The 25,618-nt window shown below is 45.0% G+C and carries 23 protein-coding genes; 16 read left to right on the plus strand and 7 right to left on the minus strand.

What is annotated here, in order from left to right:
• The first annotated feature begins 78 nt into the window (after window positions 1-78).
• From KTR07_RS18595 to KTR07_RS18670, 16 genes are all read left to right on the plus strand, one after another.
• On the plus strand, window positions 79-1,326 hold the full coding sequence (locus KTR07_RS18595; RefSeq protein ID WP_113748338.1) for an efflux RND transporter periplasmic adaptor subunit: 1,248 nt from the start codon (window positions 79-81) through the stop codon (window positions 1,324-1,326).
• Between the two features lie 28 nt (window positions 1,327-1,354).
• Window positions 1,355-2,020 (plus strand): ABC transporter ATP-binding protein, encoded by a 666-nt coding sequence (locus KTR07_RS18600; RefSeq protein ID WP_016267112.1) that lies wholly within the window; start codon window positions 1,355-1,357, stop codon window positions 2,018-2,020.
• Between the two features lie 29 nt (window positions 2,021-2,049).
• Window positions 2,050-2,676 carry a GIN domain-containing protein gene (locus tag KTR07_RS18605; RefSeq protein WP_008764772.1) on the plus strand — a complete coding sequence of 209 codons (627 nt, stop codon included), beginning with the start codon at window positions 2,050-2,052 and terminating at the stop codon, window positions 2,674-2,676.
• A 37-nt stretch (window positions 2,677-2,713) separates the two neighbouring features.
• Window positions 2,714-4,003 carry an ABC transporter permease gene (locus KTR07_RS18610; protein WP_008764773.1) on the plus strand — a complete coding sequence of 430 codons (1,290 nt, stop codon included), beginning with the start codon at window positions 2,714-2,716 and terminating at the stop codon, window positions 4,001-4,003.
• Between the two features lie 32 nt (window positions 4,004-4,035).
• Complete coding sequence (locus tag KTR07_RS18615; RefSeq protein ID WP_008764774.1) at window positions 4,036-5,289, plus strand: ABC transporter permease; 1,254 nt, start codon at window positions 4,036-4,038, stop codon at window positions 5,287-5,289.
• Window positions 5,290-5,372: 83 nt separating this feature from the next.
• On the plus strand, window positions 5,373-7,982 hold the full coding sequence (locus KTR07_RS18620) for an ABC transporter substrate binding protein (protein WP_008762235.1): 2,610 nt from the start codon (window positions 5,373-5,375) through the stop codon (window positions 7,980-7,982).
• A 131-nt stretch (window positions 7,983-8,113) separates the two neighbouring features.
• On the plus strand, window positions 8,114-9,592 hold the full coding sequence (locus tag KTR07_RS18625) for a TolC family protein (protein ID WP_011107843.1): 1,479 nt from the start codon (window positions 8,114-8,116) through the stop codon (window positions 9,590-9,592).
• 68 nt (window positions 9,593-9,660) lie between these two features.
• The gene (locus KTR07_RS18630) at window positions 9,661-11,010 is read left to right on the plus strand and encodes a sigma-54 dependent transcriptional regulator (RefSeq protein ID WP_008762237.1); all 1,350 of its coding nucleotides are present in this window, start codon (window positions 9,661-9,663) and stop codon (window positions 11,008-11,010) included.
• 21 nt (window positions 11,011-11,031) lie between these two features.
• Window positions 11,032-12,324, plus strand: coding sequence for a PAS domain-containing sensor histidine kinase (locus tag KTR07_RS18635; RefSeq protein WP_008762238.1), 1,293 nt, complete (start codon window positions 11,032-11,034; stop codon window positions 12,322-12,324).
• A 107-nt stretch (window positions 12,325-12,431) separates the two neighbouring features.
• The gene (locus tag KTR07_RS18640) at window positions 12,432-14,984 is read left to right on the plus strand and encodes a DUF5686 and carboxypeptidase-like regulatory domain-containing protein (protein WP_055299340.1); all 2,553 of its coding nucleotides are present in this window, start codon (window positions 12,432-12,434) and stop codon (window positions 14,982-14,984) included.
• Window positions 14,985-15,092: 108 nt separating this feature from the next.
• Window positions 15,093-16,382: an inositol-3-phosphate synthase gene (locus KTR07_RS18645; RefSeq protein ID WP_055299342.1), complete on the plus strand. Its 1,290-nt coding sequence runs from the start codon at window positions 15,093-15,095 to the stop codon at window positions 16,380-16,382.
• Between the two features lie 149 nt (window positions 16,383-16,531).
• Window positions 16,532-17,011 carry a phosphatidylglycerophosphatase A gene (locus KTR07_RS18650; protein WP_008762241.1) on the plus strand — a complete coding sequence of 160 codons (480 nt, stop codon included), beginning with the start codon at window positions 16,532-16,534 and terminating at the stop codon, window positions 17,009-17,011.
• A gap of 14 nt (window positions 17,012-17,025) precedes the next feature.
• Window positions 17,026-17,490, plus strand: a complete 465-nt coding sequence (locus KTR07_RS18655; protein ID WP_008764781.1) for a GtrA family protein — start codon at window positions 17,026-17,028, stop codon at window positions 17,488-17,490.
• A 39-nt stretch (window positions 17,491-17,529) separates the two neighbouring features.
• Window positions 17,530-18,198, plus strand: a complete 669-nt coding sequence (locus tag KTR07_RS18660) for a CDP-alcohol phosphatidyltransferase family protein (protein ID WP_008762243.1) — start codon at window positions 17,530-17,532, stop codon at window positions 18,196-18,198.
• Between the two features lie 17 nt (window positions 18,199-18,215).
• Complete coding sequence (locus KTR07_RS18665; protein ID WP_032840672.1) at window positions 18,216-19,151, plus strand: phosphatase PAP2 family protein; 936 nt, start codon at window positions 18,216-18,218, stop codon at window positions 19,149-19,151.
• Window positions 19,151-20,137 (plus strand): lysylphosphatidylglycerol synthase transmembrane domain-containing protein, encoded by a 987-nt coding sequence (locus KTR07_RS18670; RefSeq protein WP_048692929.1) that lies wholly within the window; start codon window positions 19,151-19,153, stop codon window positions 20,135-20,137. The genes KTR07_RS18665 and KTR07_RS18670 overlap by 1 nt, the downstream gene beginning before the upstream one ends.
• A 2-nt stretch (window positions 20,138-20,139) precedes the next feature.
• Here KTR07_RS18670 and KTR07_RS18675 read toward each other — a convergent pair whose 3' ends face one another.
• From KTR07_RS18675 to KTR07_RS18705, 7 genes are all read right to left on the minus strand, one after another.
• On the minus strand, window positions 20,140-20,361 hold the full coding sequence (locus tag KTR07_RS18675; RefSeq protein ID WP_225018373.1) for a winged helix-turn-helix transcriptional regulator: 222 nt from the start codon (window positions 20,359-20,361) through the stop codon (window positions 20,140-20,142).
• A 266-nt stretch (window positions 20,362-20,627) separates the two neighbouring features.
• A complete protein-coding gene (locus KTR07_RS18680) occupies window positions 20,628-21,074 on the minus strand; it encodes an N-acetylmuramoyl-L-alanine amidase (RefSeq protein WP_011107837.1) in 447 nt (148 codons plus the stop codon).
• A 13-nt stretch (window positions 21,075-21,087) separates the two neighbouring features.
• Window positions 21,088-21,393 (minus strand): hypothetical protein, encoded by a 306-nt coding sequence (locus KTR07_RS18685; RefSeq protein WP_011107836.1) that lies wholly within the window; start codon window positions 21,391-21,393, stop codon window positions 21,088-21,090.
• A 357-nt stretch (window positions 21,394-21,750) separates the two neighbouring features.
• Entirely contained in the window at window positions 21,751-22,281 is a 531-nt protein-coding gene (locus tag KTR07_RS18690; RefSeq protein ID WP_011107835.1) for an HU family DNA-binding protein, read from the minus strand.
• Between the two features lie 178 nt (window positions 22,282-22,459).
• A complete protein-coding gene (gene dnaB / locus KTR07_RS18695) occupies window positions 22,460-23,839 on the minus strand; it encodes a replicative DNA helicase (protein WP_165938136.1) in 1,380 nt (459 codons plus the stop codon).
• Complete coding sequence (locus KTR07_RS18700; protein WP_011107833.1) at window positions 23,829-24,467, minus strand: hypothetical protein; 639 nt, start codon at window positions 24,465-24,467, stop codon at window positions 23,829-23,831. The genes dnaB and KTR07_RS18700 overlap by 11 nt, the downstream gene beginning before the upstream one ends.
• A gap of 443 nt (window positions 24,468-24,910) precedes the next feature.
• A complete protein-coding gene (locus tag KTR07_RS18705) occupies window positions 24,911-25,210 on the minus strand; it encodes a DUF4248 domain-containing protein (RefSeq protein ID WP_011107832.1) in 300 nt (99 codons plus the stop codon).
• Window positions 25,211-25,618 lie beyond the last annotated feature (408 nt).

A 25,618-nucleotide genomic window follows, 5' to 3' on the forward strand; every position in this document is an offset into this window, starting at 1 on the left:
CAGTTGATTATGCTTTTGGCATAGATTTGGTATAATAAAAGGTAAAACAACTGAAAGTGAAATTGTAAATACTTAGATATGGACAGAGAAATACCCAAAGAAGTGCGTAACAAAGAACGCAATAAAAAGATCATCCGTTATTCATCGATAGGAGTGGCCGGTATAGTTGTTATCGGCATACTTATATCTGTCATGCGGACAGGAGTGGAAAAAAAGGATCTGGTACTTTCTACAGTTGATAAGGGAATGATTGAAGTTAGTGTCAGCGCCTCCGGTAAGGTAGTCCCTGCATTTGAAGAAATCATCAATTCTCCCATTAACAGTCGTATCGTTGAGGTATACAGAAAAGGAGGGGATAGTGTGGAAATCGGCACTCCGATTCTGAAACTCGACCTTCAGAGCACGGAAACGGAATATAAAAAACTGCTTGACGAAGAACAGATGCGCCGCTATAAGCTGGATCAGCTTTGCGTCAATAATCAGACGAAACTTTCCGATATGGCGATGCAGATTAAGGTCTCTGCCATGAAATTGAGCCGCATGAAAGTGGAACTTCGGAACGAACACTATCTGGACAGTCTGGGAGCGGGAACAACAGATAAAGTGCGTCAGGCAGAATTGAGCTATAACGTAGCACAACTGGAATACGAACAGCTCCAACAACAATATAAGAACGAAAAAGAAGTAGCGGCTGCCGAACTGAAAGTGCAGGAACTGGATTTCAATATCTTCCGTAAAAGTCTTGCCGAAATGAAGCGTACACTGGACGATGCCCAGATTCGGTCTCCGCGTAAAGCGATTCTTACCTACATTAATAATCAGATCGGTGCTCAGATTTCGCAAGGCGGACAGGTGGCCATCATCTCAGACTTAAGCCATTTTAAAGTAGAAGGTGAAATAGCCGATACCTACGGTGACCGGGTAGCTGCCGGAGGGAAAGCGGTTGTGAAGATAGGCAATGACAAACTGGAAGGAACGGTCAGCAGTGTGACACCCCTGTCTAAAAACGGAGTCATTTCTTTTACAGTGCAGTTGAAAGACGATAATAACCACCGTTTACGTTCGGGACTGAAAACGGACGTTTATGTGATGAATGCCGTAAAGGAAGATGTGATGCGGATGGCAAACGCTTCTTTCTATGTGGGACGTGGTGAGTATGATCTTTTTGTCCGGACATCTGATGACGAACTGGTGAAACGTAAAGTACAGCTGGGCGATTCCAACTTTGAATATGTGGAAGTGGTGAGTGGCTTACAACCGGGAGATGTAGTGGTAGTCAGTGATATGAGCTCTTATAAGAACAAGAATAAGCTGAAAATGAGATAAAAACGATCTAAATTAAATACTTATAGTTATGATAACATTGACTTCTCTCTCTAAGATTTACCGTACGGACGAGATTGAAACGGTAGCACTGGAAAACGTGAATCTGACCGTAGACCGCGGAGAATTTCTAAGCATTATGGGGCCGTCCGGATGTGGCAAATCTACTTTGTTGAATATTATGGGACTGCTTGATGCACCCACAACAGGAACTGTTGAAATTAACGGTACGCACACTGAGGGAATGAAAGATAAGCAACTGGCGGCTTTCCGTAACAAAACACTGGGCTTTGTATTCCAGTCTTTCCATCTGATTAATTCACTCAATGTGATGGATAACGTTGAGTTACCGTTACTCTATCGTCGTATCGGCAGCGGTGAACGCAAGCGTTTGGCGAAGGAGGTACTGGAAAAAGTCGGATTGAGTCATCGTATGAATCACTTTCCGACACAGCTTTCCGGTGGTCAGTGTCAGCGTGTGGCCATAGCGCGTGCAATTATCGGTCATCCGGAGATAATTCTGGCCGATGAACCTACCGGTAATCTGGATTCTAAGATGGGTGCCGAAGTCATGGAACTTCTCCATCGGCTGAATAAGGAAGACGGCCGAACTATCGTTATGGTGACGCATAATGAAGAACAGGCGAAACAGACTTCAAGAACTATCCGTTTCTTCGATGGCCGTCAGGTACAGTAATCCCCTTTTAAACTCTAAAAAAGCTAATCATGACAAAGAATATTTTTATAACTGCTGTTGCGGTATTATTAAGTGTAGCCCTTTGCCCGCTTTGGGCACAAAATGTGAGTGAAGATTGTAAAGTAGGCGAATTTTCCGCTATCAATCTGCGGTCGGTAGGTAACATTATTTTCACTCAGTCCGATACTTATTCCTGTCGGATGGAAGGTCCTTTTGAATATGTCGATAAAACAAAAGTAACGGTAAAAGGAGAAACATTGGTTATCGAATATAAGCAGAAGAATGTAAAAAACGTTAAGAACCTGACGTTCTATATCACAGCCCCTGATTTGAAGAGTGTAAAGATCGATGGTGTCGGCAACTTCAATGCTAAAGAAACCCTGAAACTGAAAAATGTAACTTTCAAACTCGATGGAGTGGGAAACTGTGAGGTGAAAAAGCTCCATTGTGATGAGTTGGAATTAATGGTAGACGGGGTAGGGAATATGAATGTCAATGTAAACTGCAATACTGTGAAAGCCAAAGTGGATGGAGTCGGAAATATCAAATTGTCCGGCAAGGCAGACAGAGCTTCTCTGAAGCGTGACGGAGTAGGCAGAATCAATCATAAAGGCCTGAAATGCCCGGATGTGAGCACGAAAGGCTGGGGATTCTGATAAGTATGAAAATGAATGAGAAGATAATGAGATTACAATGATAAAACTCTATTTCAAACAAGCATTTCACCTGTTGAAGGAGAATAAGTTACTTTCTTCTATCTCTATCATAGGTACGGCATTGGCTATTGCTATGATTATGGTGATTGTGATCACATTGCGTGCTACTATTGCACCCTTTGCTCCGGAAAGCTATCGTGACCGTATGTTGATTTTCAGGTATGCGGGATTTCAGTATAAAACAAACGAGAACTGGCAGAGTAACGGACCTGTTTCTTATAAGACAGCGAAAGCCTGTTTTAAAGAAATGGCTGCCCCTGAAGCAGTTACTATAACCAGCAGTTTCTCGGAAACGATGCTGGCTGCCAAGCCAGCGGGAGAGAAGGTTAGTTGCAGTGTATTGCAGGTGGATGATGATTTCTGGAAAGTATTTAAGTTCGATTTCCTTTCGGGATATCCGTTTGATAAGGCTACTTTTGATGCCGGTGCAACCAAAGCAGTAATATCTGAGGATATAGCCCGGCAATTGTTCGGAACATCGGATGTAGTCGGAAAAACATTCCTTTTAAATCACTCCGCTTATATGATTTGTGGAGTTGTGCGTCCCGTATCCAAACTGGCACGGTATGCTTATGCCCAGATTTGGATTCCTTTAAGTTCAACAGATGCGTTTACCGCCAGTTGGGGTGAATATGGAATTATGGGAATGGTGAGTGTCTACATTTTGGCTAAATCTCAGGATGACTTTCCGGCAATCCGTATGGAAGCTGAACGTCTCAGGGACAGATATATGGAAGGTTATCCGGATTATGAATTGCTCTATCGTGACCAGCCGGATACTTATTTTGTGGCGGCGCAACGATATTCAGCCAATAATCCTCCGGCTGTGAAGCAGGCTGTCCGTCAGTATATAATAACGTTAATCATTCTGTTGATCGTACCTGCTGTCAACCTTTCCGGACTGACATTGTCGCGTATGCGCAAACGCCTTTCTGAAATTGGTGTTCGAAAAGCTTTCGGTGCGCCCAGACGCGAACTGATGATACAGGTACTTTCTGAGAATATGCTTTATTCACTGTTGGGTGGAGTGCTCGGATTAATTCTGAGTTATGGCGCAACTTTCTTTTTGGGAAGTATGCTGTTTTCCATTGACTTTATGGGTAATGGTGTGACGGATTTGCGGACCATGTGTATGGATCTGCTGTTTGACCCGGTTGTGTTCTTGCTCGCATTTTTTGCCTGCTTTGCACTTAATTTATTGAGTGCTGCTATTCCGGCATGGAGAGTGACACGGACAAATATTGTGGATGCCATCAATGAGAGATAACCGAAACATTCAACAAACTAATTTTTAAGAAGATGCAACTGTTAAAACAAATATGGAACGAACGTCGCTCGAACGGGTGGCTGTGGGCAGAATTGCTGATTGTTTTCGTGGTGTTGTGGTATATTGTCGATTGGACGTATGCAACAGCGCGTACTTATTACGAACCGCTGGGATATGACATCACCAATACTTACTATCTGGAACTCAGTCTGAAAAACAATAAGAGTGATTCTTATATTCCGAGAGGGCAGAAGGAAACGACGACGGGACAGGACATTGTTGAACTGACTAACCGACTCCGTCGCTTGCCGGAAGTAGAGGCTGTCTCGATATCAGTGAATGCACGTCCGTATATAGGAAGTAATTCCGGCATCCGTTTTCGCCTTGATACGCTGGTGCGCAGTCCGTTGAGACGTCCGGTAACACCGGAGTTTTTTCAGGTGTTCCGTTATCAAAGTGCGGATGGACAGGGATATCAGCCTTTAATGCAGGCTATAAAAAACGGAAATGCGGTTCTCAGCGAGAATATATGGCCTGACGGTTATAAGGGTGACCGTACGTTGTTGGGAAAAGAAGTCGTGAATGTGGATGATTCTACAGACGTTTATAAAATAGCTGCCGTATCGACTAAGGTACGTTACAATGATTTTTGGCCAAATTACAGCGATCGCTATATGGCTATTCCTCTTACGGAAGCACAATTGGCCGAGATTAATGATGACCTGTATCCGCTCAATACGGAAGTTTGCCTGCGTGTAAAGCCGAATACGGCTCCCGGCTTTCCGGAGCGTCTGATGGAACAGTCGGATACCCAGTTCAGTGTGGGAAATCTTTTTATACTGAAGGTACACGATTACGAGATGATACGTGAGGATTATAATCGTACCAATGTCAATCAGATGCAGACGCGGTTTTGGATGATGGGCTTTTTGTTGGTGAATATCCTGTTGGGAATAGTCGGTACATTCTGGTTTCGTACCCAGCATCGTCGTGGAGAACTCGGACTTCGTGTCGCAGTCGGTTCCACCCGCATGGGACTCTGGCATCGTCTTAATAAAGAAGGCTTGTTGCTACTGGCACTGGCTGCTTTGCCTGCTGCAATTATTTGTTATAATATAGGTTATCTGGAACTGACGGAAGGTGGTATAGAGTGGAGTATCATTCGTTTTCTTATCACTTTTTGTGTGACAAGTCTTTTGATGGCTTTGATGATACTCATAGGCATTTGGTTCCCCGCCCGGCAGGCGATCCGTATACAGCCGGCAGAAGCCTTACGCGAGGAATAAAAAACTGAAGCTATTTGCATTGTTTTCAATATAATAACTTATCTTTGTAGGCAAAATGTTGAAAACAATGCTGTTTTTTGCTTATGAACCGACAATATTACTGTTTGTTTGTTGTTTTGTTCTTCGTTGTTTTTGCCCGGGCGGCGGCAGCAGAACATACATACAACATACTTTTTATTCAATCTTATACCTCGCAAACCCCTTGGCATAACGACCTGAATGAGGGGCTGACCAAGGGATTCAAAGAGAATGGACTGAAAGTAAATATTACTACTGAATATTTGGATGCCGATTTTTGGTCATTCAGTTCGGAGAAAGTGATTATGCAGCGTTTTTGTCAGCGTGCCCGTGACAGAAAGACGGATATGATTATCACAGCCAGCGATGAGGCTTTTTACACTCTTTTCTCTTCCGGCGATTCGTTGCCTTACCAAGTTCCGGTTGTGTTTTTCGGAATCAAATATCCCGATAAAGAACTTATAGCGAGTCTTCCCAATGTATGCGGATTCACCGCTAATCCCGATTTTTATGTGATCTTAAAGCAGGCACAAAAGGTATTTCCCCAACGGAAAGAAGTGATATGTGTGATTGACAACAGTTTTCTGAGTAATAAGGGACGTGAGGACTTCAAACAAGAATGGCAGCTTTTTCAGGAAGAGAATCCGGATTACAAGATGAAACTCTACAATACCCAGCATGAATCAACCAATCATATTATTGCGGCTATCTGTTATCCCCGCAATAGTTATGCTCGGGTTGTGGTTGCTCCCAAATGGTCACCGTTCCTTTCGTTTGTAGGCAAGAACTCCAAAGCACCGGTCTTCTCCAGTCAGAATGTGGGGCTGATGAACGGTGTATTTGCGGCATATGACGCAGACGCCTATACCTCTGCGATGTCTGCTGCAAAGAAGGCATCGCGAGTGTTGAAGGGGGAATCTCCCTTGAAACTGGGTGTGACGGAGACGGAACAGGGATTTATTTACGATTATAAACAGCTGGACTTCTTTCATATAGACCCGGATAAGGTTTCCTCCAGTGGCAGTGTTGTTAATCAGCCGTATTGGGAAAGATATAAATTATTGTTTATTCTTCTTTATCCATCTATCCTGGCATTGTTGATCGTCTCTATCGTGTGGCTCATTCGTGTCAACCGTCGTGAAGCTAAGCGACGGATACATGCCCAGACCCGCTTGTTGGTGCAGAATAAACTGGTGGAACAGCGGAATGAGTTTGATAATATCTTCCATTCCATACGCGACGGTGTGATCACATATGATACTGATCTTCATATTCACTTTACCAACCGTTCTCTGCTGAAGATCCTTCATTTACCCTCAGAATCGGGCGGACGGAATTATGAAGGAATGATGGCGGGCAGTATTTTCAAAATATACTATAACGGTCAGGATATCCTTTACAAGATATTGAAGAAGGTGGGAGAGACTGGGCAGAGTGTCATTATTCCCGATGGGGCTTTTATGAAAGAAGTACATAGCGAACATTATTTCCCGGTTTCCGGGGAAGTTGTTCCGATTCATTCAGGCGGGCAGATTACCGGTATGGCACTTTCGGCACGCAACGTATCGGATGAAGAAATGCAGAAACGTTTCTTTGACATGGCCGTGGAGGAAAGTTCTATTTACCCTTGGCAGTTTGATGTGGAGAGTAATAGTTTCATCTTTCCGCAAGGTTTTCTTGTTCGTTTTGGTTATGATGAGTCGATTACTTCCATCACCCGCGACGAAATGGATCGTATGGTTTATCCGGAGGATTTGAAGGAAATGCGTATTCTCTTTGATAAAACATTGGCGGGAAAAGAAACCAATACCCGTTTGAATTTCCGTCAGCGCAATGCCAATGGAGAATATGAATGGTGGGAATACCGTTCCTCTGTTATTTCCGGTTTGACGAGAGATTCGCTATATAATATATTAGGTGTATGCCAAAGTATCCAACGTTATAAGACAGCAGAACAGGAAATGAGGGAGGCGCGTGATAAGGCACTTCAGGCTGACAAACTGAAATCTGCTTTCCTTGCCAATATGAGTCATGAAATCCGTACACCACTGAATGCTATTGTCGGTTTCTCCGACTTGTTGAGCGATACAAGCGGCTTTACAGAAGAGGAAATAGGGCAATTTATAGCAACGATCAATAAGAATTGCGGATTGTTACTTGCATTGATTAATGATATTCTCGATCTGTCGCGTATCGAGTCAGGAACAATGGAATTTATGTTTGCCAATCATAATTTGCCTCTGCTGCTGAAGACAGTGCATGATTCTCAACAACTGAATATGCCTCCGAGAGTGGAACTGTTGCTTCGTATGCCCGATAATGAGAAAAAATACCTGGTGACAGATAATGTCCGTCTCCAACAAGTCGTCAATAATCTGATCAATAATGCTGCCAAGTTTACGACTTACGGTTCCATTACTTTCGGATATGAGGAAGATGAAGATCCCGAATATACCCGAATCTTTGTGGAAGATACGGGAGTCGGCATATCCGAAGAAGGTATCCGTCATATCTTCGAACGATTCTATAAGGTGGACAACTTTACACAGGGAGCCGGTCTTGGATTGAGTATCTGCCAGACGATTGTCGAACGTCTGAGAGGAACGATCTTTGTGACTTCCGAAGTAGGCAGGGGAACTCGCTTTACTGTACGTATCCCGAATTTCTGCGAATAAGACTGAACGTTCATTTCTGTGCATAGTGTCCGAAAATGAACACTGATACATTTCTCTAACCGATTGATAGTAAATGTATTATTCTTTTGGCACATGGTTTGATTCTATCTGACTGGAAAATACCGTGTACAATGAAAAAGAAAAGTATATTGTTTGTTCTGGCTGCAATCTGTCTGCCTTTGGCAGTGTCGGCACAGAAAGAGAGGGAAATCACCTTGAACGAAGCTATCGCTATGGCGCGTATGCAGTCTGTTGACGCTGCCGTTGCCTTGAATGAGTTGAAAACATCTTATTGGGAATATCGCACATTCCGTGCCGATCTTCTTCCGGAAATCAATCTGAAAGGAACACTGCCTAATTACAATAAATCTTACGGCTCCTATCAGAATCCGGACGGTTCTTACAGCTTTGTCCGCAACAGCGCCTTAGGTCTTTCCGGTGAACTTTCCATCGACCAGAATATCTGGCTTACCGGTGGACAACTTTCACTAACCTCTTCCCTCGACTACCTAAAGCAACTGGGTAATAGCGGTGATCGCCATCTGATGTCCGTTCCTGTTACTTTAAAACTGACCCAACCTATTCTTGGTGTGAATAATGTGAAGTGGAACAGGCGTATAGAACCTGTGCGATATGCCGAAGCGAAAGCGGAATTTATCACAGCTACCGAAGAAGTGACGATGCGGGCTATTACCTATTACTTTGATCTGCTGTTGGCGAAGGAGACTCTTGGAACCGCCCGTCAGAACTTGACGAATGCCAATCAGCTTTACGAAGTGGCTATAGCTAAACGCAAGATGGGACAGATTTCGGAAAATGAACTTCTCCAGTTAAAACTTTCAGCATTGAATGCAAAGGCTGCGTTGACCGAAGCCGAAAGTGATCTGAATGCCAAGATGTTCCAGCTTCGTGCCTTTCTGGGAGTGGGAGAGGATGAAATCCTCCGTCCTGTTGTTCCCGAGTCGGTAGATTGTGGTAAAATGGAATATAATATGGTTTTGAATAAAGCGCTGGAACGTAATTCTTTTGCCCAGAATATTCGTCGCCGTCAGTTGGAGGCCGATTATGCGGTAGCTACGGCACGTGGTAATCTGCGTAGCATTAATTTGTTTGCCAGTGTAGGATATACGGGAGAGAGTCGTGAACTTTCCAGTGTCTACAGGAACTTGCAGGATAATCAGATTGTGCAGGTAGGCGTTCAGATTCCGATTCTGGACTGGGGAAAGAGACGCGGAAAGGTACGGGTAGCGAAAAGCAATCGGGATGTAGTACTTTCGAAGATACGGCAGGAACAGATCAACTTCAACCAGGACATATTCTTGCTGGTAGAGCATTTCAATAATCAGGCACAGCAATTGGAGATAGCCAAAGAGGCGGATGGCATAGCTCAGCAACGTTACAAAACCAGTATTGAAACCTTCCTGATTGGTAAAATCAATACACTGGATTTGAATGATGCCCAGAACGCCAAAGACGAGGCACGCCGGAAACACATCTCCGAACTTTATTATTACTGGTATTACTTTTATCAGATCCGTAGTCTGACTCTCTGGGATTTCCAGGCTAACACGGAGTTGGAAGCAGATTTTGATGAAATAGTGCGACAATAGGGATTAATCGGGCTATTTGTTGCTTGTATTGAGTATTTACAATATCTTTGTCACAAGTAATTTAAACTATGATTTTAATAATAGACGACGACAGTGCGGTACGCTCTTCACTCAGTTTTATGTTGAAGCGGGCTGGATATGAAGCACAAACGGTTTCCGGTCCCCGGGAAGCTATGGAGGTGGTGCGTTCCGTAGCACCGGATTTAATCTTAATGGATATGAACTTCACCCTTTCTACTACAGGTGAAGAAGGGCTGACTTTGCTCAGGCAAGTGAAAATATTCCGTCCGGAAACTCCGGTGATACTGATGACCGCCTGGGGAAGCATACAGCTTGCCGTGCAAGGTATGCAGGCAGGAGCCTTCGATTTTATCACCAAACCTTGGAATAATGCGGCATTGTTGCAGCGTATCGAGACGGCTTTGGAACTGGCAGGCTCTCCCAAAGAGACAACGCAGGAACAGAATGACGCTTTCGACCGCCGTCATATCATCGGCCGTAGTCAGGGACTGACGGAAGTACTGAACACCATTGCCCGTATAGCAAAGACGAATGCTTCCGTACTGATCACCGGAGAAAGTGGGACGGGCAAGGAACTGATAGCCGAGGCGATACACATCAACAGCCAGCGTGCCAAACAGCCTTTTGTCAAGGTGAACTTGGGAGGAATCTCCCAAAGTCTGTTCGAAAGTGAAATGTTCGGCCATAAGAAAGGAGCTTTTACGGATGCTTCCTCCGACCGTATCGGACGCTTTGAGATGGCGAATAAAGGAACCATCTTTCTGGACGAGATCGGTGATCTCGACCCTTCCTGTCAAGTGAAGCTCTTGCGGGTGTTACAAGATCAGACGTTTGAAGTATTGGGAGACAGCCGTCCCCGTAAGACGGATATTCGTGTCGTCTCTGCTACCAATGCCGATTTGCGTAAGATGGTGGGCGAACGTACTTTCCGCGAAGATTTGTTTTATCGTATTAATCTGATTACCGTCAGACTGCCGGCTTTGCGTGAGCGTCGGGAGGATATTCCCTTGCTGGCACGTCACTTTGCCGATCGTCAGGCAGAGGCCAACGGTTTTCCTCGCACCGAATTTTCGGCGGATGCCTTGCAGTTTCTGAGTCGCTTACCTTATCCGGGAAATATTCGTGAATTGAAGAATCTGGTAGAACGTACGATTCTGGTCAATGGAAAGCCGACGCTTGATGCCGCCGACTTTGATGCTCAGTATATCCGTCACGAAGATCAGAAAGTCGCCGAAGGCGCATCCTTTGCTGGTATGACTCTGGATGAAATAGAACGGCAGACGATTTTGCAGGCTTTGGAGCGTCATAAGGGAAATCTGAGTCAGGTAGCTACAGCGCTTGGCATCAGTCGTGCCGCCCTTTACCGTCGTCTGGAGAAGTTTGGAATCAGTGTTTAGCAGATAGATGTTACTATTATTATGCGTATAAAAGGATTCTTTGGTATACTCGTTTTCCTGCTTCTGGTCTTGGGGGGTGGATTGCTTTTCCTTTCAAGCCGGTTGAATATGATCTATTTCTATATAGGAGAGGGGTTGGTCCTTTTTATCCTGTGTTATCTCCCGTTTTTCTATCGTAAGATTGTGAAACCGCTGAACTCTATCGGAAGCGGTATGGAACTGTTGCGCGAACAGGATTTCAGCAGCCGGTTAAGTCCCGTGGGGCAATATGAAGCTGACCGTATCGTGAACGTCTTCAACCGGATGATGGAGCAACTAAAGAATGAACGTCTCCGTCTCCGCGAACAGAATAACTTCCTTGACCTGCTTATTAAAGCCTCTCCGATGGGAGTCATCCTCACCACATTGGACGAGGACCTTTCCGAGCTGAACCCGATGGCGCAGAAAATGCTGGGTGTCCGTCAGGAAGATGTTCTGGGTAAAAAGATGAACGAGATAGATTCTCCGCTTGCCGCCGAGTTGGCAAACGTACCGAAAGGAGAAACGGCTACCGTCCGTCTGAATGATTCGAATATTTATAGGTGTACGCATTCCTCTTTTATTGACCGTGGATTTCAGCACCCCTTCTTCCTGATAGAAAGTCTGACGGACGAAGTGATGAAGGCAGAGAAGAAAGCCTACGAGAAAGTGATCCGCATGATTGCCCACGAAGTGAACAACACTACTGCCGGAATAACCTCCACACTGGATACGGTAGAACAGGCGCTTTCTACCGAAGAAGGCATGGATGATATTTGCGATGTCATGCGTGTATGTACCGAACGCTGTTTCTCTATGAGCCGTTTCATCACCCGTTTTGCCGATGTAGTGAAGATTCCCGAACCGACGCTCACGCTTGTCGACCTGAATGACCTCGCATTTACATGCAAACGTTTTATGGAAGGTATGTGTACCGACCGGAACATAAAACTTCGTCTGGAGATAGACGAAACGCTGAAAGAGGTAAAAATGGATGCCTCCCTCTTCGAACAGGTATTGGTAAACATCATCAAGAATGCTGCGGAAAGCATCGAGAAGGATGGAGAGATTATCGTCCGCACCCTTTCTCCTGCCATTGTCGAAGTGGTGGACAACGGCAAGGGAATCAGCAAAGAGGTGGAAGCGAAGCTGTTCAGCCCGTTCTTCTCCACCAAGCCCAATGGTCAGGGAATCGGACTGATCTTTATCCGGGAGGTTCTGATGCGTCACGGCTGTACCTTCTCTCTGCGGACTTATGCCGACGGATTGACCAGATTCCGTATTCTTTTTCCCTGATCAAATGTCAAACGAGAACAGTTCTTCCGCTATATAGACCTTTTTTTGTTCTGAAATCCCTCCTACCTTTGCCCCGCTCAATTCAATAGGATGTTAAGGTATAAGATATGAGATTAATAATTAAAGGTGCAGTAGCGCTCTTTCTTTTATTGGCTATCAGTATTCCGCTAAGTGCCCAATACATAGTGCAGGGTGTGGTGACTGATTCTCTGACCAGAGAACCCTTATCTTATGTATCTGTACGTCTGAAAAACACGACCGAAGGAACGACTACCGGAAGTGACGGACGCTTTTATTTCAAAACTCATCGCTCCGAAGGAGTGCTTGTGATCTCAACCGTAGGCTATAATGAATATAGCCGGCTGATCCATCCGGCACGTAATCTTTCGTATAAAGTAGCACTTTCTCCCGCTACATATGCGCTCAACGAAGTATTGGTGAAGCCTAAACGCGAGCATTACCGTAAGAAAGACAATCCCGCTGTGGAGTTTGTCCGTCGGATGATAGAACATCGTGACGACCATTCTCCTAATGAGAAAGACTTCTGGCAGCGCGACCGTTATGAGAAGACTACCTTTGCGCTGAACAACTTCGACGAAGAGAAACAGAAGAAATGGCTATACCGCAAATTTGATTTCCTGACAGAATATGTAGACACCTCTGCCGTCACCGGAAAACCGATACTGACCGTATCTGCCCGTGAACTTCTTGCTACGGACTACTACCGCAAATCTCCTCATTCCGAAAAGCAGTGGGTGAAAGGACGCAAGCAGGCAGGAGTCGATGAATTCCTTTCCAAACAAGGTATGCAGGCTGCTATTAATGAAGTCTTTAAAGACGTGGACATTTACGAGAACAACATCTCCCTGTTCACCAATAAGTTCGTCAGCCCCTTATCCCGCATCGGGACAGGATTCTACAAATATTATCTGATGGATACCTTGCAGATCGGCGGTGAAACCTGTGCGGACCTTGCTTTCACCCCCTTTAATTCCGAATCTTTCGGTTTTAACGGGCACTTGTATGTCACGCTCGACTCTACCTACTTTGTCAAACGTGCCGTACTTAACTTCCCGAAGAAGATCAATCTGAACTTTGTCGATTATATGCTGCTTGAACAGGAATTTAAGCGGGCAGAAGACGGTACTCGTCTGCTCGACCATGAAAGTATCACCGTAGAATTCAAACTGACCGAAGGACAGGATGGTATCTTTGCCCGTCGAGTGGCGGATTACAGTCATTATTCTTTCCTTCCGACCGAGGAAGCCGATAAAGCCTTCACCAAACCGGAACGTATCATCGAAGAAACCGAAGCGCTGTCCCGACCCGAAACTTTCTGGGCGGAGAACCGTCCGCAAGCAGCCATCTCGCAACAGGAGAACTCCGTAGACCGCCTGATGGCGCAACTGCGTGGCTATCCGGTCTATTATTGGACGGAAAAGGTGCTATCCATTCTCTTCACCGGATACATCCCGACCTCTAAAGAAGCCCCTCTTTTCTATATCGGTCCCATGAATGCCACCATCAGCGGGAATACGCTGGAAGGACCGCGTATCCGTGCCGGTGGAATGACGACTGCATGGCTCAACCCTCATCTGTTCGGCAAAGGCTATATCGCTTATGGCTTCAAAGACGAAAGGCTGAAAGGACTGGCGGAAGTAGAATACTCCTTTAAAAAGAAAAAGGAATATGCCAATGAATTTCCCATCCATTCACTGAAAGTACGTTATGAATCGGACGTTAATCAATACGGACAAAACTATCTGTACACAAGCAAAGACAATGTCTTCCTTGCCTTGAAGCGTGAGAAGGATGATCGTATCGGCTATTACCGGCAAGCGGAAATGACCTATACCAATGAGTTTTATTCCGGTTTCTCCTTCCAGCTAACGGCACGCAGGCGGACGGATGAATCGAGCTACCTGATTCCTTTTCTGCGGAAAGACGGTGAGGTTTACTCTCCGGTTAAAGACTTCTCTACCAGTGCGGCGGAGTTGAAGCTGCGCTATGCCCCGAACGAGAAATTCTTTCAGACACAATGGAACCGCTTCCCTGTATCGCTGGATGCTCCGGTGTTTACACTGTCGCACACAATTGCCGGAAAAGGAGTACTGGGAAGTGATTACACCTATAATCATACCGAAGCGGGTATACAGAAACGTTTCTGGTTTTCCGCTTTCGGCTATACGGATATTATCCTGAAAGCAGGGAAGGTATGGGATAAAGTTCCCTTTCCGTTGCTCATTATGCCGAATGCGAACCTTTCCTACACCATTCAGCCGGAATCCTATTCGTTAATGAATGCTATGGAGTTTATGAATGATGAATACTTTTCGTGGGACGTCACCTATTTCCTCAACGGGTGGTTGTTCAATCGTATCCCATTGTTGAAAAAACTGAAATGGAGGGAAATAGTTTCCTGTCGTGGACTTTATGGGCATTTGAGTGATAAGAATAATCCGGATATGACAGACGGTTTGTTCGCTTTTCCGATAGCAAGTACCCGTACAATGGGAAAAACACCTTACGTGGAGGCGGGTGTGGGTATTGAAAACATTTTCAAGGTATTACGTTTAGACTACGTCTGGCGGCTCACATATAGGGATTCGCCCGATATTGACAAGTCCGGCCTGAGGATAAGTCTTCACATGACCTTCTAAAAGTTAAATCCTGCTAATTGCAATGTTTATATAGCAAACAAAGGTCGCTTTAGTAATTAATTAATCTTATTTTTGCATCAATTTTAGTTTAATTTTAATAGAATAGAAATGAAACAAGAAATTAAACCCGCTACTGGACGTCTTGGCGTGTTGGTAGTTGGAGTAGGTGGTGCGGTTGCCACCACAATGATTGTAGGTACACTAGCCTCTCGCAAGGGACTGGCAAAACCGATAGGATCTATTACACAGTTAGCCACAATGCGCATGGAAAACAACGAAGAAAAACTCATCAAGGACATTGTGCCCTTGACTGATTTGAACGACATTGTTTTCGGTGGATGGGATATCTTCCCGGACAACGCATATGAAGCTGCTATGTATGCCGAGGTTTTGAAAGAAAAAGACCTGAACGGTGTGAAAGATGAACTGGAAGCTATCAAGCCGATGCCTGCAGCTTTCGATCACAACTGGGCAAAACGTCTGAATGGTACACATATCAAGAAGGCTGCTACCCGTTGGGAAATGGTAGAACAACTCCGTCAGGACATCCGCGACTTTAAGGCTGCCAACAACTGCGAACGCGTTGTTGTACTGTGGGCTGCAAGTACCGAAATCTACATTCCGTTATCAGACGAACACATGTCACTCGCTGCTTTGGAGAAAGCAATGAAAGATAACAACACAGAAGTTATCTCTCCGAGTATGTGTTATGCATACGCTGCTATCGCAGAAGATGCTCCGTTTGTGATGGGTGCTCCTAACTTGTGTGTAGATACTCCGGCCATGTGGGAATTCTCTAAACAGAAGAATGTTCCTATCTCCGGTAAAGACTTCAAGAGCGGTCAGACACTGATGAAAACCGTATTGGCTCCGATGTTCAAGACTCGTATGCTGGGTGTGAACGGTTGGTTCTCTACCAACATCCTCGGTAACCGTGACGGTGAAGTGCTGGATGATCCGGACAACTTTAAGACAAAAGAAGTTAGTAAGCTGTCTGTAATCGACACCATCTTCGAACCGGAAAAATATCCGGATCTCTATGGAGACGTTTACCACAAAGTACGCATCAACTACTATCCTCCCCGTAAGGACAACAAAGAAGCATGGGATAACATCGACATCTTCGGATGGATGGGCTATCCGATGGAAATCAAGGTGAACTTCCTTTGCCGTGACTCTATCCTGGCTGCTCCTATTGCACTTGACCTGGTATTGTTCAGTGACTTGGCTATGCGTGCAGGTATGTGTGGCATCCAGACTTGGTTGTCATTCTTCTGCAAGAGCCCGATGCACGATTTCGAACATCAGCCGGAACACGACCTGTTCACACAATGGAGAATGGTAAAACAGACATTGCGTAACATGATTGGTGAAAAAGAACCTGATTATTTAGCTTAATTAAATAAGTGGAGAGTTGAAAGTTGAGAGTTGAAAGTTGTTGCAATGTAATTGCAGCATTAGACAACTTTTAACTTTCAACTTTTATTTTTGGAGCACATCCAATCATCCTCCACTCTCAATTTTCAACTCTCAACTCTCAACTATTAATGAAGAGACCTTCCTTTCTACCTGTTTTAATAGGCACGGGCTTTGGCTCTGGTTTTTCTCCTTTTGCTCCCGGTACGGCCGGGGCATTGCTGGCTTCTATCATCTGGATTGCACTTTACTTCCTGCTTCCTTTCACTGCTTTATTATGGACGACTGCTGCTTTGGTGGTTCTTTTTACCTTTGCAGGTATTTGGGCTGCCAATAAGTTGGAGTCTTGTTGGGGTGAAGACCCGTCACGTGTGGTGGTCGATGAAATGGTAGGTGTGTGGATTCCGTTACTGGCAGTTCCCGATAATGACCGGTGGTATTGGTACGTGATAGCGGCTTTTGCTCTGTTCCGTATTTTTGATATCGTAAAGCCATTGGGAGTACGCAAGATGGAGAACTTTAAAGGTGGAGTAGGGGTAATGATGGATGATGTACTGGCGGGTGTATATAGTTTTATCTTGATAGCGGTGGCACGATGGGTGATTGGCTGAAAAGAGTTGCACGGATGATCTCGCAGAAGGGTGGAGTCTTTATGTTTTTAAGGGCGCAGCTTTCGGCTCAAATGGCGACTATTGCAGACTTTCTGGTGACTATCCTTCTGGTAAGGCTATTTGATGTCTACTATGTATATGCTACCTTGGCGGGCGCTATCTATGGAGGAATTATCAATTGCATTATCAATTATAAATGGACTTTTAAATCGAAAGGGAAAAAAACGCATGTTGCTGTAAAATTCATAATAGTGTGGGTTTGCAGTATTTGGCTGAATACGTGGGGGACGTACACTCTGACGGAATCGTTAGCGAAAATTCCGTGGGTACGTGATACACTCAGCCAATATTTCGGTGACTTCTTCATCATCCCTAAAGTGGTGGTGGCAGTCATTGTAGCGTTGTTCTGGAATTATAATATGCAGCGTTTCTTTGTTTACCGGAATATAGATATAAGAAGCTTGTTTAAAAGAAATTGAAAGAAAACAGAAGATTTAGATAAAAACAGATTTAGGTATATGAATTACAGAGATTACTTACAGCAACTGATTTATAAGATTATCAATCCTTTGATACATGGAATGATTAAAATAGGCATCACCCCTAATTTTATCACTACTACCGGATTTATTCTGAATGTGGTAGCGGCAGGTATGTTTGTCTATGCCGGTATCTGTGGCGGACAGAATGATTTGTCCATTCTTGGATGGGCAGGAGGTGTGATCCTTTTTGCCGGATTGTTCGATATGATGGACGGGCGTGTGGCACGTCTGGGAAACATGAGTTCCAAATTCGGTGCCCTCTACGATTCTGTGCTCGATCGTTATAGTGAGTTGATGACTTTCTTCGGTATATGTTACTATTTGTCAGTCAAAGACTATTTCATTTACGCTATCATTGCGTTTGTTGCCCTGATCGGTTCGCTGATGGTGAGCTATGTGCGTGCCCGCGCCGAAGGTCTGGGCATTGAGTGCAAGGTTGGATTTATGCAACGCCCGGAGCGTGTGGTTCTGACAAGTCTCGGAGCCTTGTTCTGCGGTGTATTCAAGGATATTACCGCTTTTGATCCGATGCTGATATTGATGGTGCCTTTGACAATCGTCGCTGTGTTCGCCAATATCACAGCTTTCGCACGCGTGAGACATTGCTATAAGGTGATGACAGCGAACGAAAAGAAGAATGACTAATTAAAATAACATCCTTAATGATAAAAACAATTCAAATGCCGTCGAAGAAAGAAACCCTGACCGTTATTGTCATCATGGCTCTTTTTCTTCTGCTGACAGCTGCTTGTATCGGACTCCGTTCCGAACATCTGCTGATGGCGGCACTCTATCTGGTTTTATTTTTTGCCGGACTACCTACCCGGAAGCTGGCAGTGGCCTTACTGCCTTTCGCCATTTTCGGGATCTCGTATGACTGGATGCGTATCTGCCCCAATTACGAAGTAAATCCGATTGATGTGGCCGGACTTTATAATCTCGAAAAGTCGTTGTTCGGAGTGATGGATAATGGTGTGCTGGTTACTCCTTGTGAATACTTTGCCGTGCATCATTGGGCGGTGGCAGATGTCTTCGCCGGCATCTTCTATCTTTGCTGGGTCCCTGTGCCTATCCTGTTCGGACTCTGCCTGTACTTTAAGAAAGAGAGAAAAACTTATCTTCGCTTTGCATTAGTCTTTTTGTTTGTCAACTTAATCGGCTTTGCCGGCTATTATATCCATCCGGCTGCTCCCCCCTGGTATGCTATCAACTACGGTTTCGAACCGATACTGAATACTCCGGGTAATGTGGCGGGTCTCGGTCGCTTTGACGAAATTTTTGGCGTGACTATCTTCGACTCCATTTATGGAAGAAACGCAAACGTCTTTGCTGCCGTTCCTTCCCTTCATGCGGCATATATGGTTGTGGCATTGGTGTATGCCATTATCGGCAAATGCAGATGGTATGTGATTGCCCTTTTCTCTGTTATCATGGCAGGCATCTGGGGAACAGCGATCTACTCTTGTCATCACTATATTATAGATGTACTCCTTGGAATCTCCTGTGCACTGCTCGGCTGGCTGCTCTTTGAGTACGGACTGATGAAGATTCGCGGATTCAGAAACTTCTTTGACCGATATTATCAGTATATTAAATAGTGAAGAACAAATACCGCAATATATTCCTGGCTTTTGGCATTGTCGCCGTCCTGATCATGATATTCACTTTCGATATGGATTATCAGGAACTTTGGGCAAATTTGAAAAGGGCAGGAGTATATTTGCCTTTGGTATTATTGCTGTGGCTGTTCGTTTATCTGATTAATACTACATCGTGGTACATCATTATACGTAGCGGAGGGAAGCCGGGGTTTTCATTTGCCCGGCTTTATAAGTTTACCGTTACGGGTTTTGCCCTGAATTACGTAACTCCCGTCGGACTGATGGGCGGTGAGCCGTATCGCATCATGGAACTGAAACCGTATATAGGAGTGGAGAGAGCCACTTCTTCGGTGATTCTCTACGTGATGATGCACATCTTTTCTCATTTCTGCTTTTGGCTGAGTTCTGTCTTGCTATACCTTTGCCTTTATCCGGTAGGGTGGGTGATGGGAACCATTTTGGGTACGATCACCGTCTTCTGCCTGCTGGTAGCTATGTTGTTTGTAAAAGGCTATCAGCATGGGATGGCAGTTGCTTTCGTTCGTCTGGGCAGTCATCTTCCTTTTCTGAAAAAGAAAGTAATCCGTTTTGCCGACTCCCATCGGGAACAGTTGGAGAACATAGATAAACAGATAGCCTTGCTTCATCAACAGAAGAAGGGAGCTTTTTATGCGGCTTTATTCTTGGAATATACGGCACGTGTGGTCAGTTGTCTGGAAATCTGGCTGATCCTCAATGTGCTGACAAGGAGTGTCAGTTTTGCAGATTGCTGCCTGATTGCTGCCTTCTCTTCTTTACTAGCCAATCTTTTGTTCTTCTTGCCTATGCAGTTGGGTGGCCGTGAGGGAGGATTTGCCCTTGCGGTAGGCGGGCTTTCCCTTTCCGGAGCTTATGGAGTCTATGCGGCATTGATCACTCGCGTGCGTGAGATGGTCTGGATTGTGATAGGGCTTGCTTTGATGAAGGTTGGAAATAAAAAGTAGCCTTATTTTACTATAATTTCCCAGTATCCGTTTTTATTTGATCCAACTCGCTGAATCATACCTTTTTGCTTTAATGATGTGATCAGACGTTCGCTATGCCTTAGGCTGATACCTAGAAGTCCGGCGATTTCTTTGGCGGTAATTTGATTGTTTTTTCTCAAAAGTTCCAGAACTTTTTGTTCGTTTATACCGACATTTATACCGACATCCTTTGTCGCTTTCATTGTTACTATAGGATCGCCTTGCCGTTTCTTTAGTGTTTCGTATATTTCTTGTAGCATGAAGTCAATGAAGATACCACTATTTACAGCATCAGTACTTCGGTTTATTGCATTATAATAGGCTTGTTGATTGATTTCCTTCAGAGGAGATATCCTGATGATCTATTTTATAAAGGTAGAAACTCCAACTGCTTCGACTTAGTTTGGTCGGGCAATTGGAGTTTTCTTGTTTATAGGCTATTCAATTAAAACTTTTCTTGATTTCTGCCTCATGCTTTCCAGTTATTTTCCGCATCGAAGCAAGGGCACGCTTTCACCCATTCTTCCGGTTCTATCTCTCCGTTCTCATTCCGGTCGGGACTAAGGTCACGGTGACCGCATACGCGGCATTCCGGATAATCTTTCAGTAAAGTAAGAACCAGTACCCGCAGTGAATGTTTCTGCCATTCGGTCCGGGTATCTTTGGGGCGACCTTTGCTGTCGAGCCCGCCTTCATAGCAGATACCGATACTTTCTCTGTTGAAACCTTTGGCGTGGGCACCGACCTTTTCTATCGGTCGGGTAGACTTTATATCCCCGTTTTTGCGGATATAAAAATGATAACCCGCTCCGTTGAATCCGCGTCGGCGATGGCAGACGTCCAGGTCATATTCCGTGAAATCCTTGTCTTCGCGTGTGGCGGAGCAGTGAATTACGATTAAGTTGATCGTTCTCATAATCTGTCCGGCATTAAGCTTCAGAGATGGATGCCTCGCTTTGTGTACGCTGTAGGCACTCTTTGTTTACGCACTGTAATGTGGCAGCTTGTGCCAGTTGTTCTCTCAACGAAAAGATTTCGGTGTGCATTTCTTTCACTCTCGCGCTCAGGTCGAAATAATCTTTCAGTACCTTTTCCAGCTGTTCCATCAGGAAGGTATACTGGTCTTTCACCAGTTCGCTGAATTCTTTGACGTCTTGCGCCATCGCTTTACGCTTTTTACGATTACCCAGGAAAGGGAGGATAGTCATAATAATCTCGATAATTTTATCTAGCATTTTTTTTAATGGATAATTGATAATTGATAATGGGGGGAGTTGTACATTAAGGTTAGTTCGATATAGTATCTCTCATTCTGAGCGAAGCGACGAACCTGAGACTGACTAAAAGTCGGTAGTATCTTACTTCTCCTCCTTCGGGAAGGAGGAGTCCCCGTAGGGGGAGGTGGTAGGTGAATGCATAACTCTGTTATTTACAATAGAATAGGAATAAACCTTGTTTTACCTACCACCCCGGCTTTCAGCCACCCCTCCTTCCCAAAGGGAGGGGAATTGAGATACTATTGACTTCTTAGTCAGTTTCAATTGGGAGGGCTGCTCCAGTGTTTTGTACTGCTCTTTCCCAAAAAAGTCCTGTTAAACTGTCGGGTCCGGAGCTTCTTCATCGCCTCCGCTGTTTCCTCCGCCTCCGCTATTTCCTCCGCCTCCGGTGTTTCCTCCGCCGGCATTTCCGCCTTCCGTGTCACCTTTGCTTGCTAGTACGAATTCCACGTTGTTTTCGCTTCGTGTGCTGGTGTGACTTGCGTTCACCAGATGCAGTGCTTTATCCGCTACAAACCGGACATTCACCTTGCGGATGCTTCGGACCGTGCAATCTTTTTCCTTCTCTGTCCCCTCGCTGCACAGTGTGATGTGAAACGTACCCAGACCGTCGATCTTCACTTTGTCACCTTGGGTGAGTGACAGGCGGAGTTGCTCTACAAAAGCTTCGATGGCATGTTTTACATCTCCTGCTGTGAGTGAAGAGTTGGCTTCGATGGCATCTGCCAGTTTTTCGACGTCCATCACTCTTACTGTACCCGATTTCTGACGTACGTAATACAGCATCGGGGAATTCTCCTGACTTACGTACTTTCTTCGCTGATAGCGTTCTACTGAAACATTCATAAATTTAAAAAGTTAAGGTTTAAGTAATAATTATTTTGTTTCTCTATGACATTACAAATATACGAAATATAAGAGGCGAAGTCAAGCATTATGCCATTTATTTCATTGTAAATATGAAATAAAATCGGAAAATATTAGAAATAATATTATGTAATATAATATTGTTTTGATTCTGTTTTTATTTTGCTTGTTTCAGTAATACTTCCAATGGTGGTGTATAGTCCGTAATTTTCGTTAGAGAAGGATTGTGGCTGAAGTATGCGTTCCCTGTCTCTCCATTGCGTTGTTTGGCTACGATGACTACCCCCAGTCCTTCGGTCGGATAACCGCTTTCCCGGTCGGTAGTGAGCCGTGCCAGTGCAGGGCGGTAGAGCAGCATTACTACATCCGCGTCTTGCTCAATGGCGCCGCTTTCGCGTAGATGGAACAGTTCCGGCCGACCACCGGGACGGCCTTCCGATTCGCGGTTTAGCTGGCAAAGCAATACGACGGGAACGTTCAGTTCCTTGGCGAGCAATTTAGCCTTGCGGGTGGCTTGTGCCACTTCCTGTTCACGGTTGCGGTTCTTCTGTCCGGTGTTCATGTCGCAAAGTTGCAGGTAGTCGATGATGATCAGATCGCATGCACTCTTGCTTTTAAGGAGCCGTGCGCTGGAACGTACATGGTCCATACTGATCGATGTGCTGTCGTCTACGTGTATCGGTAGCCGTGCCAGTTCTGCGGCGGTGGTGTGCGCTTCCGCTACTTCGTGCGGGTTAGGGATGCCTGTGCGCCAGCGGTAAGGGTTGATGTCGCTGGCGGACAACAGCCAGCGGTCGGCAAGTCGTTCTCCTTGCATCTCAAGGCTGTAGACGGCGACGGCATGTTTCTGCATGGCAGCCTGCCGCGCCAGATGGAGGGCGAAGGCGGTCTTTCCGACCGAGGGGCGTGCGGCGATGGCAATGAGTTCTCCGTTTTGCAGTCCGGACGTCATGCGGTTCAGGTCCGTCAGGCCGGTGGGGATGCCGGTAATTCCGTTTACGCTTTTGGCGATACGCTGTTCGGCTTCTTCCATTGTGTCGGTCATCAGTGCGTCCATGTCGCGCATGTGGTCGTTGTGGCCGAATTCACCTTCCAGGCGGTCGAGCAGGTTGTGCGCATCTATCAGCGTATCGGCTATGTCCATTGTTTCGTCCAGGGAGCAGGCGAGGAGTTTGTTGAGTCCCAGTATCATTTCCCGCCGCAGGTATTTCTCGTGTACGATCTGCATGTGATATTCGATGTGTGCCGAGGTGGCTACTTTGCTGCTCAGTTGCGTGATACCGAATGCTCCGCCGGCTTCTTCGAGCTTGCCCCGGTGGGCAAGCTCTTCTTTTACGGTGAGGATGTCGATCTTCATTCCTGCCTGGTACATGGCCAGCAGGGCGGCGTAGATCACTTGGTGACGCATGCTGTAGAACATTTCCGGACGCAGCGTGTCGGCTACGAGCGGCATGGCTTCCTGTTCTATCAGGCAGGCGCCCAGTATGGCTTCTTCTATCTCCGGAGCCTGCGGAGAAACTCTGTTGTCAGTATTCATATTCATTCAGAAAGGCTTTATTGGATAAATAACTGCAGGCATGTAACGTGAATTTCATGTTTGTCTGATGATAATAATATTCTTCGATATGGTCGATGGCGAGCTGCTGTTCTTTTTCGCTCAGCTTTTTCCAGATACGCTGCGCCTTGGCGATGTTCTCTTTGGGGAGCTGCAGGATGTTGTGGTAGTCGTCCCAGAAGAGGCGGAACTTTTCGTTGCTGGCTTTTTGTGTGTTTTCTTTTTTCTCGTTGAGGAGTGCCGAGATGTTTGTCCAGTTTTCGTAGTTGACCACTCGGATATGCAGGGCGGTGGTGTCGTTGTGAGGGATGATTTCGATGATCCCGTTTGTTTTCAGTTGTTGTATGAAGCGGTAGGTTCTGCTCGTTGGCCAGTGGAAAATGGCGCTCCAGCTGCGGTAGCTGTGCAGGCTTTCACCTCTTTTGCACACGATGGTGCGTCTTTGGTGGTCGGTGAGCTTTGTTTCCGAGTAGTTGACTTTTACAAGAAGTTTCAGGAAAGCCTCTATTTCTCCTTCATGTGGGCTGCAGTCTATAAGTTGCTCTTTCAGCAGAGCTTTGGGGATAATGATGTAGCCATATCCGATGGCTTGACAATCCATTTTTTGCATATGATATTCTGTTTTTTAAATTTTGTCCAAAAGTAGGTTGATCGTTGCCGGAATCCTAAACGGATGTGCGTGTTTGGACGTGTTGGGATGTAATATTCCTTGCGGGGACGTAAATAGCTGCTTTTGGCATGTGTTGTTTTTTGTGCGCTACACGTTGGGGGAAGATTGTGAAACAGAGGCTTCGTTTGATGCGAACAGAGCCTCTGTTTATAGTAAACGAAGCCTCTGTTCGGTCATTTTGGAGCCTCTGTTTGAGGGTGGAAAAAGGGCATTTTTGTGGAACGCACAGCGGAACACTCTGGAGAGTGAGGTAATCTTCTGACATCTAGTGAATTATGTCTGTTGAGAAAAATCTTTTGAAACGCAGGGCGGAACCATAATAAGGGATAACTAATAAATTATATATTTAAAAATATATAGTTCGATTTTCGCTTTTTGGGCGTTCAAACTCGTTTGTTGTCCGATTCGTTTGCGTGGTTTTCCGACAGTGAAATGATGGGTGGTCCCCAGTGCGCCCAGATGATTTGCTGCATCTTCGGACTTAGCAAAGTCGTGTGTTCGGTGTAACTTGCTGCGGTGAGCTCTGCTTTGAGCTGCAAGTTGGCATCTATTGTGTCGCGCATTCTTTTTCGGGCTGCATTGCAGTCCGGATGTCCTTGGAAGTATTCCGTAGCTAATTGGGTAAAATGTTTAAATCCCTTAATGATGTAATCATTGGATACTTCTTTTTCAACTTTTATCATATTCTTGTATTTAGTTTTTATAAGCCACTGTTTGTGGTTTATTTTCCGCAAAGTTATGAAAAATAAATTGATTGAATAGTATAAAATTATTTAGTTTTATTTTTCGTTTTTACATCTGTAAATTTATATGTATGTACCTACTTCCTTAAATTTGTAATTAGGTATATTTGTTAATTATAATAACCATTTATTTGTGGCGAAAACTTTATGAAAAAAACATAGCGGTTTCTTTTTTTGTTGTTTTACTCTCAGACGCATGGGGAAATTTGTTGGTCGGATCATTCTGCCGATGAATGAGTATATGTCTGAAGGGTATTTTGGAGAGATGCTAAAATACCCTTATATTTATCGCATAATTTATTTAATAGTGATTAAAATGTTAAAAGTAGTAGCATTTATGAAGCAAGT

Source organism: Bacteroides sp. MSK.20.82 (assembly GCF_019052485.1).
GTDB classification, from domain to species: domain Bacteria; phylum Bacteroidota; class Bacteroidia; order Bacteroidales; family Bacteroidaceae; genus Bacteroides; species Bacteroides thetaiotaomicron.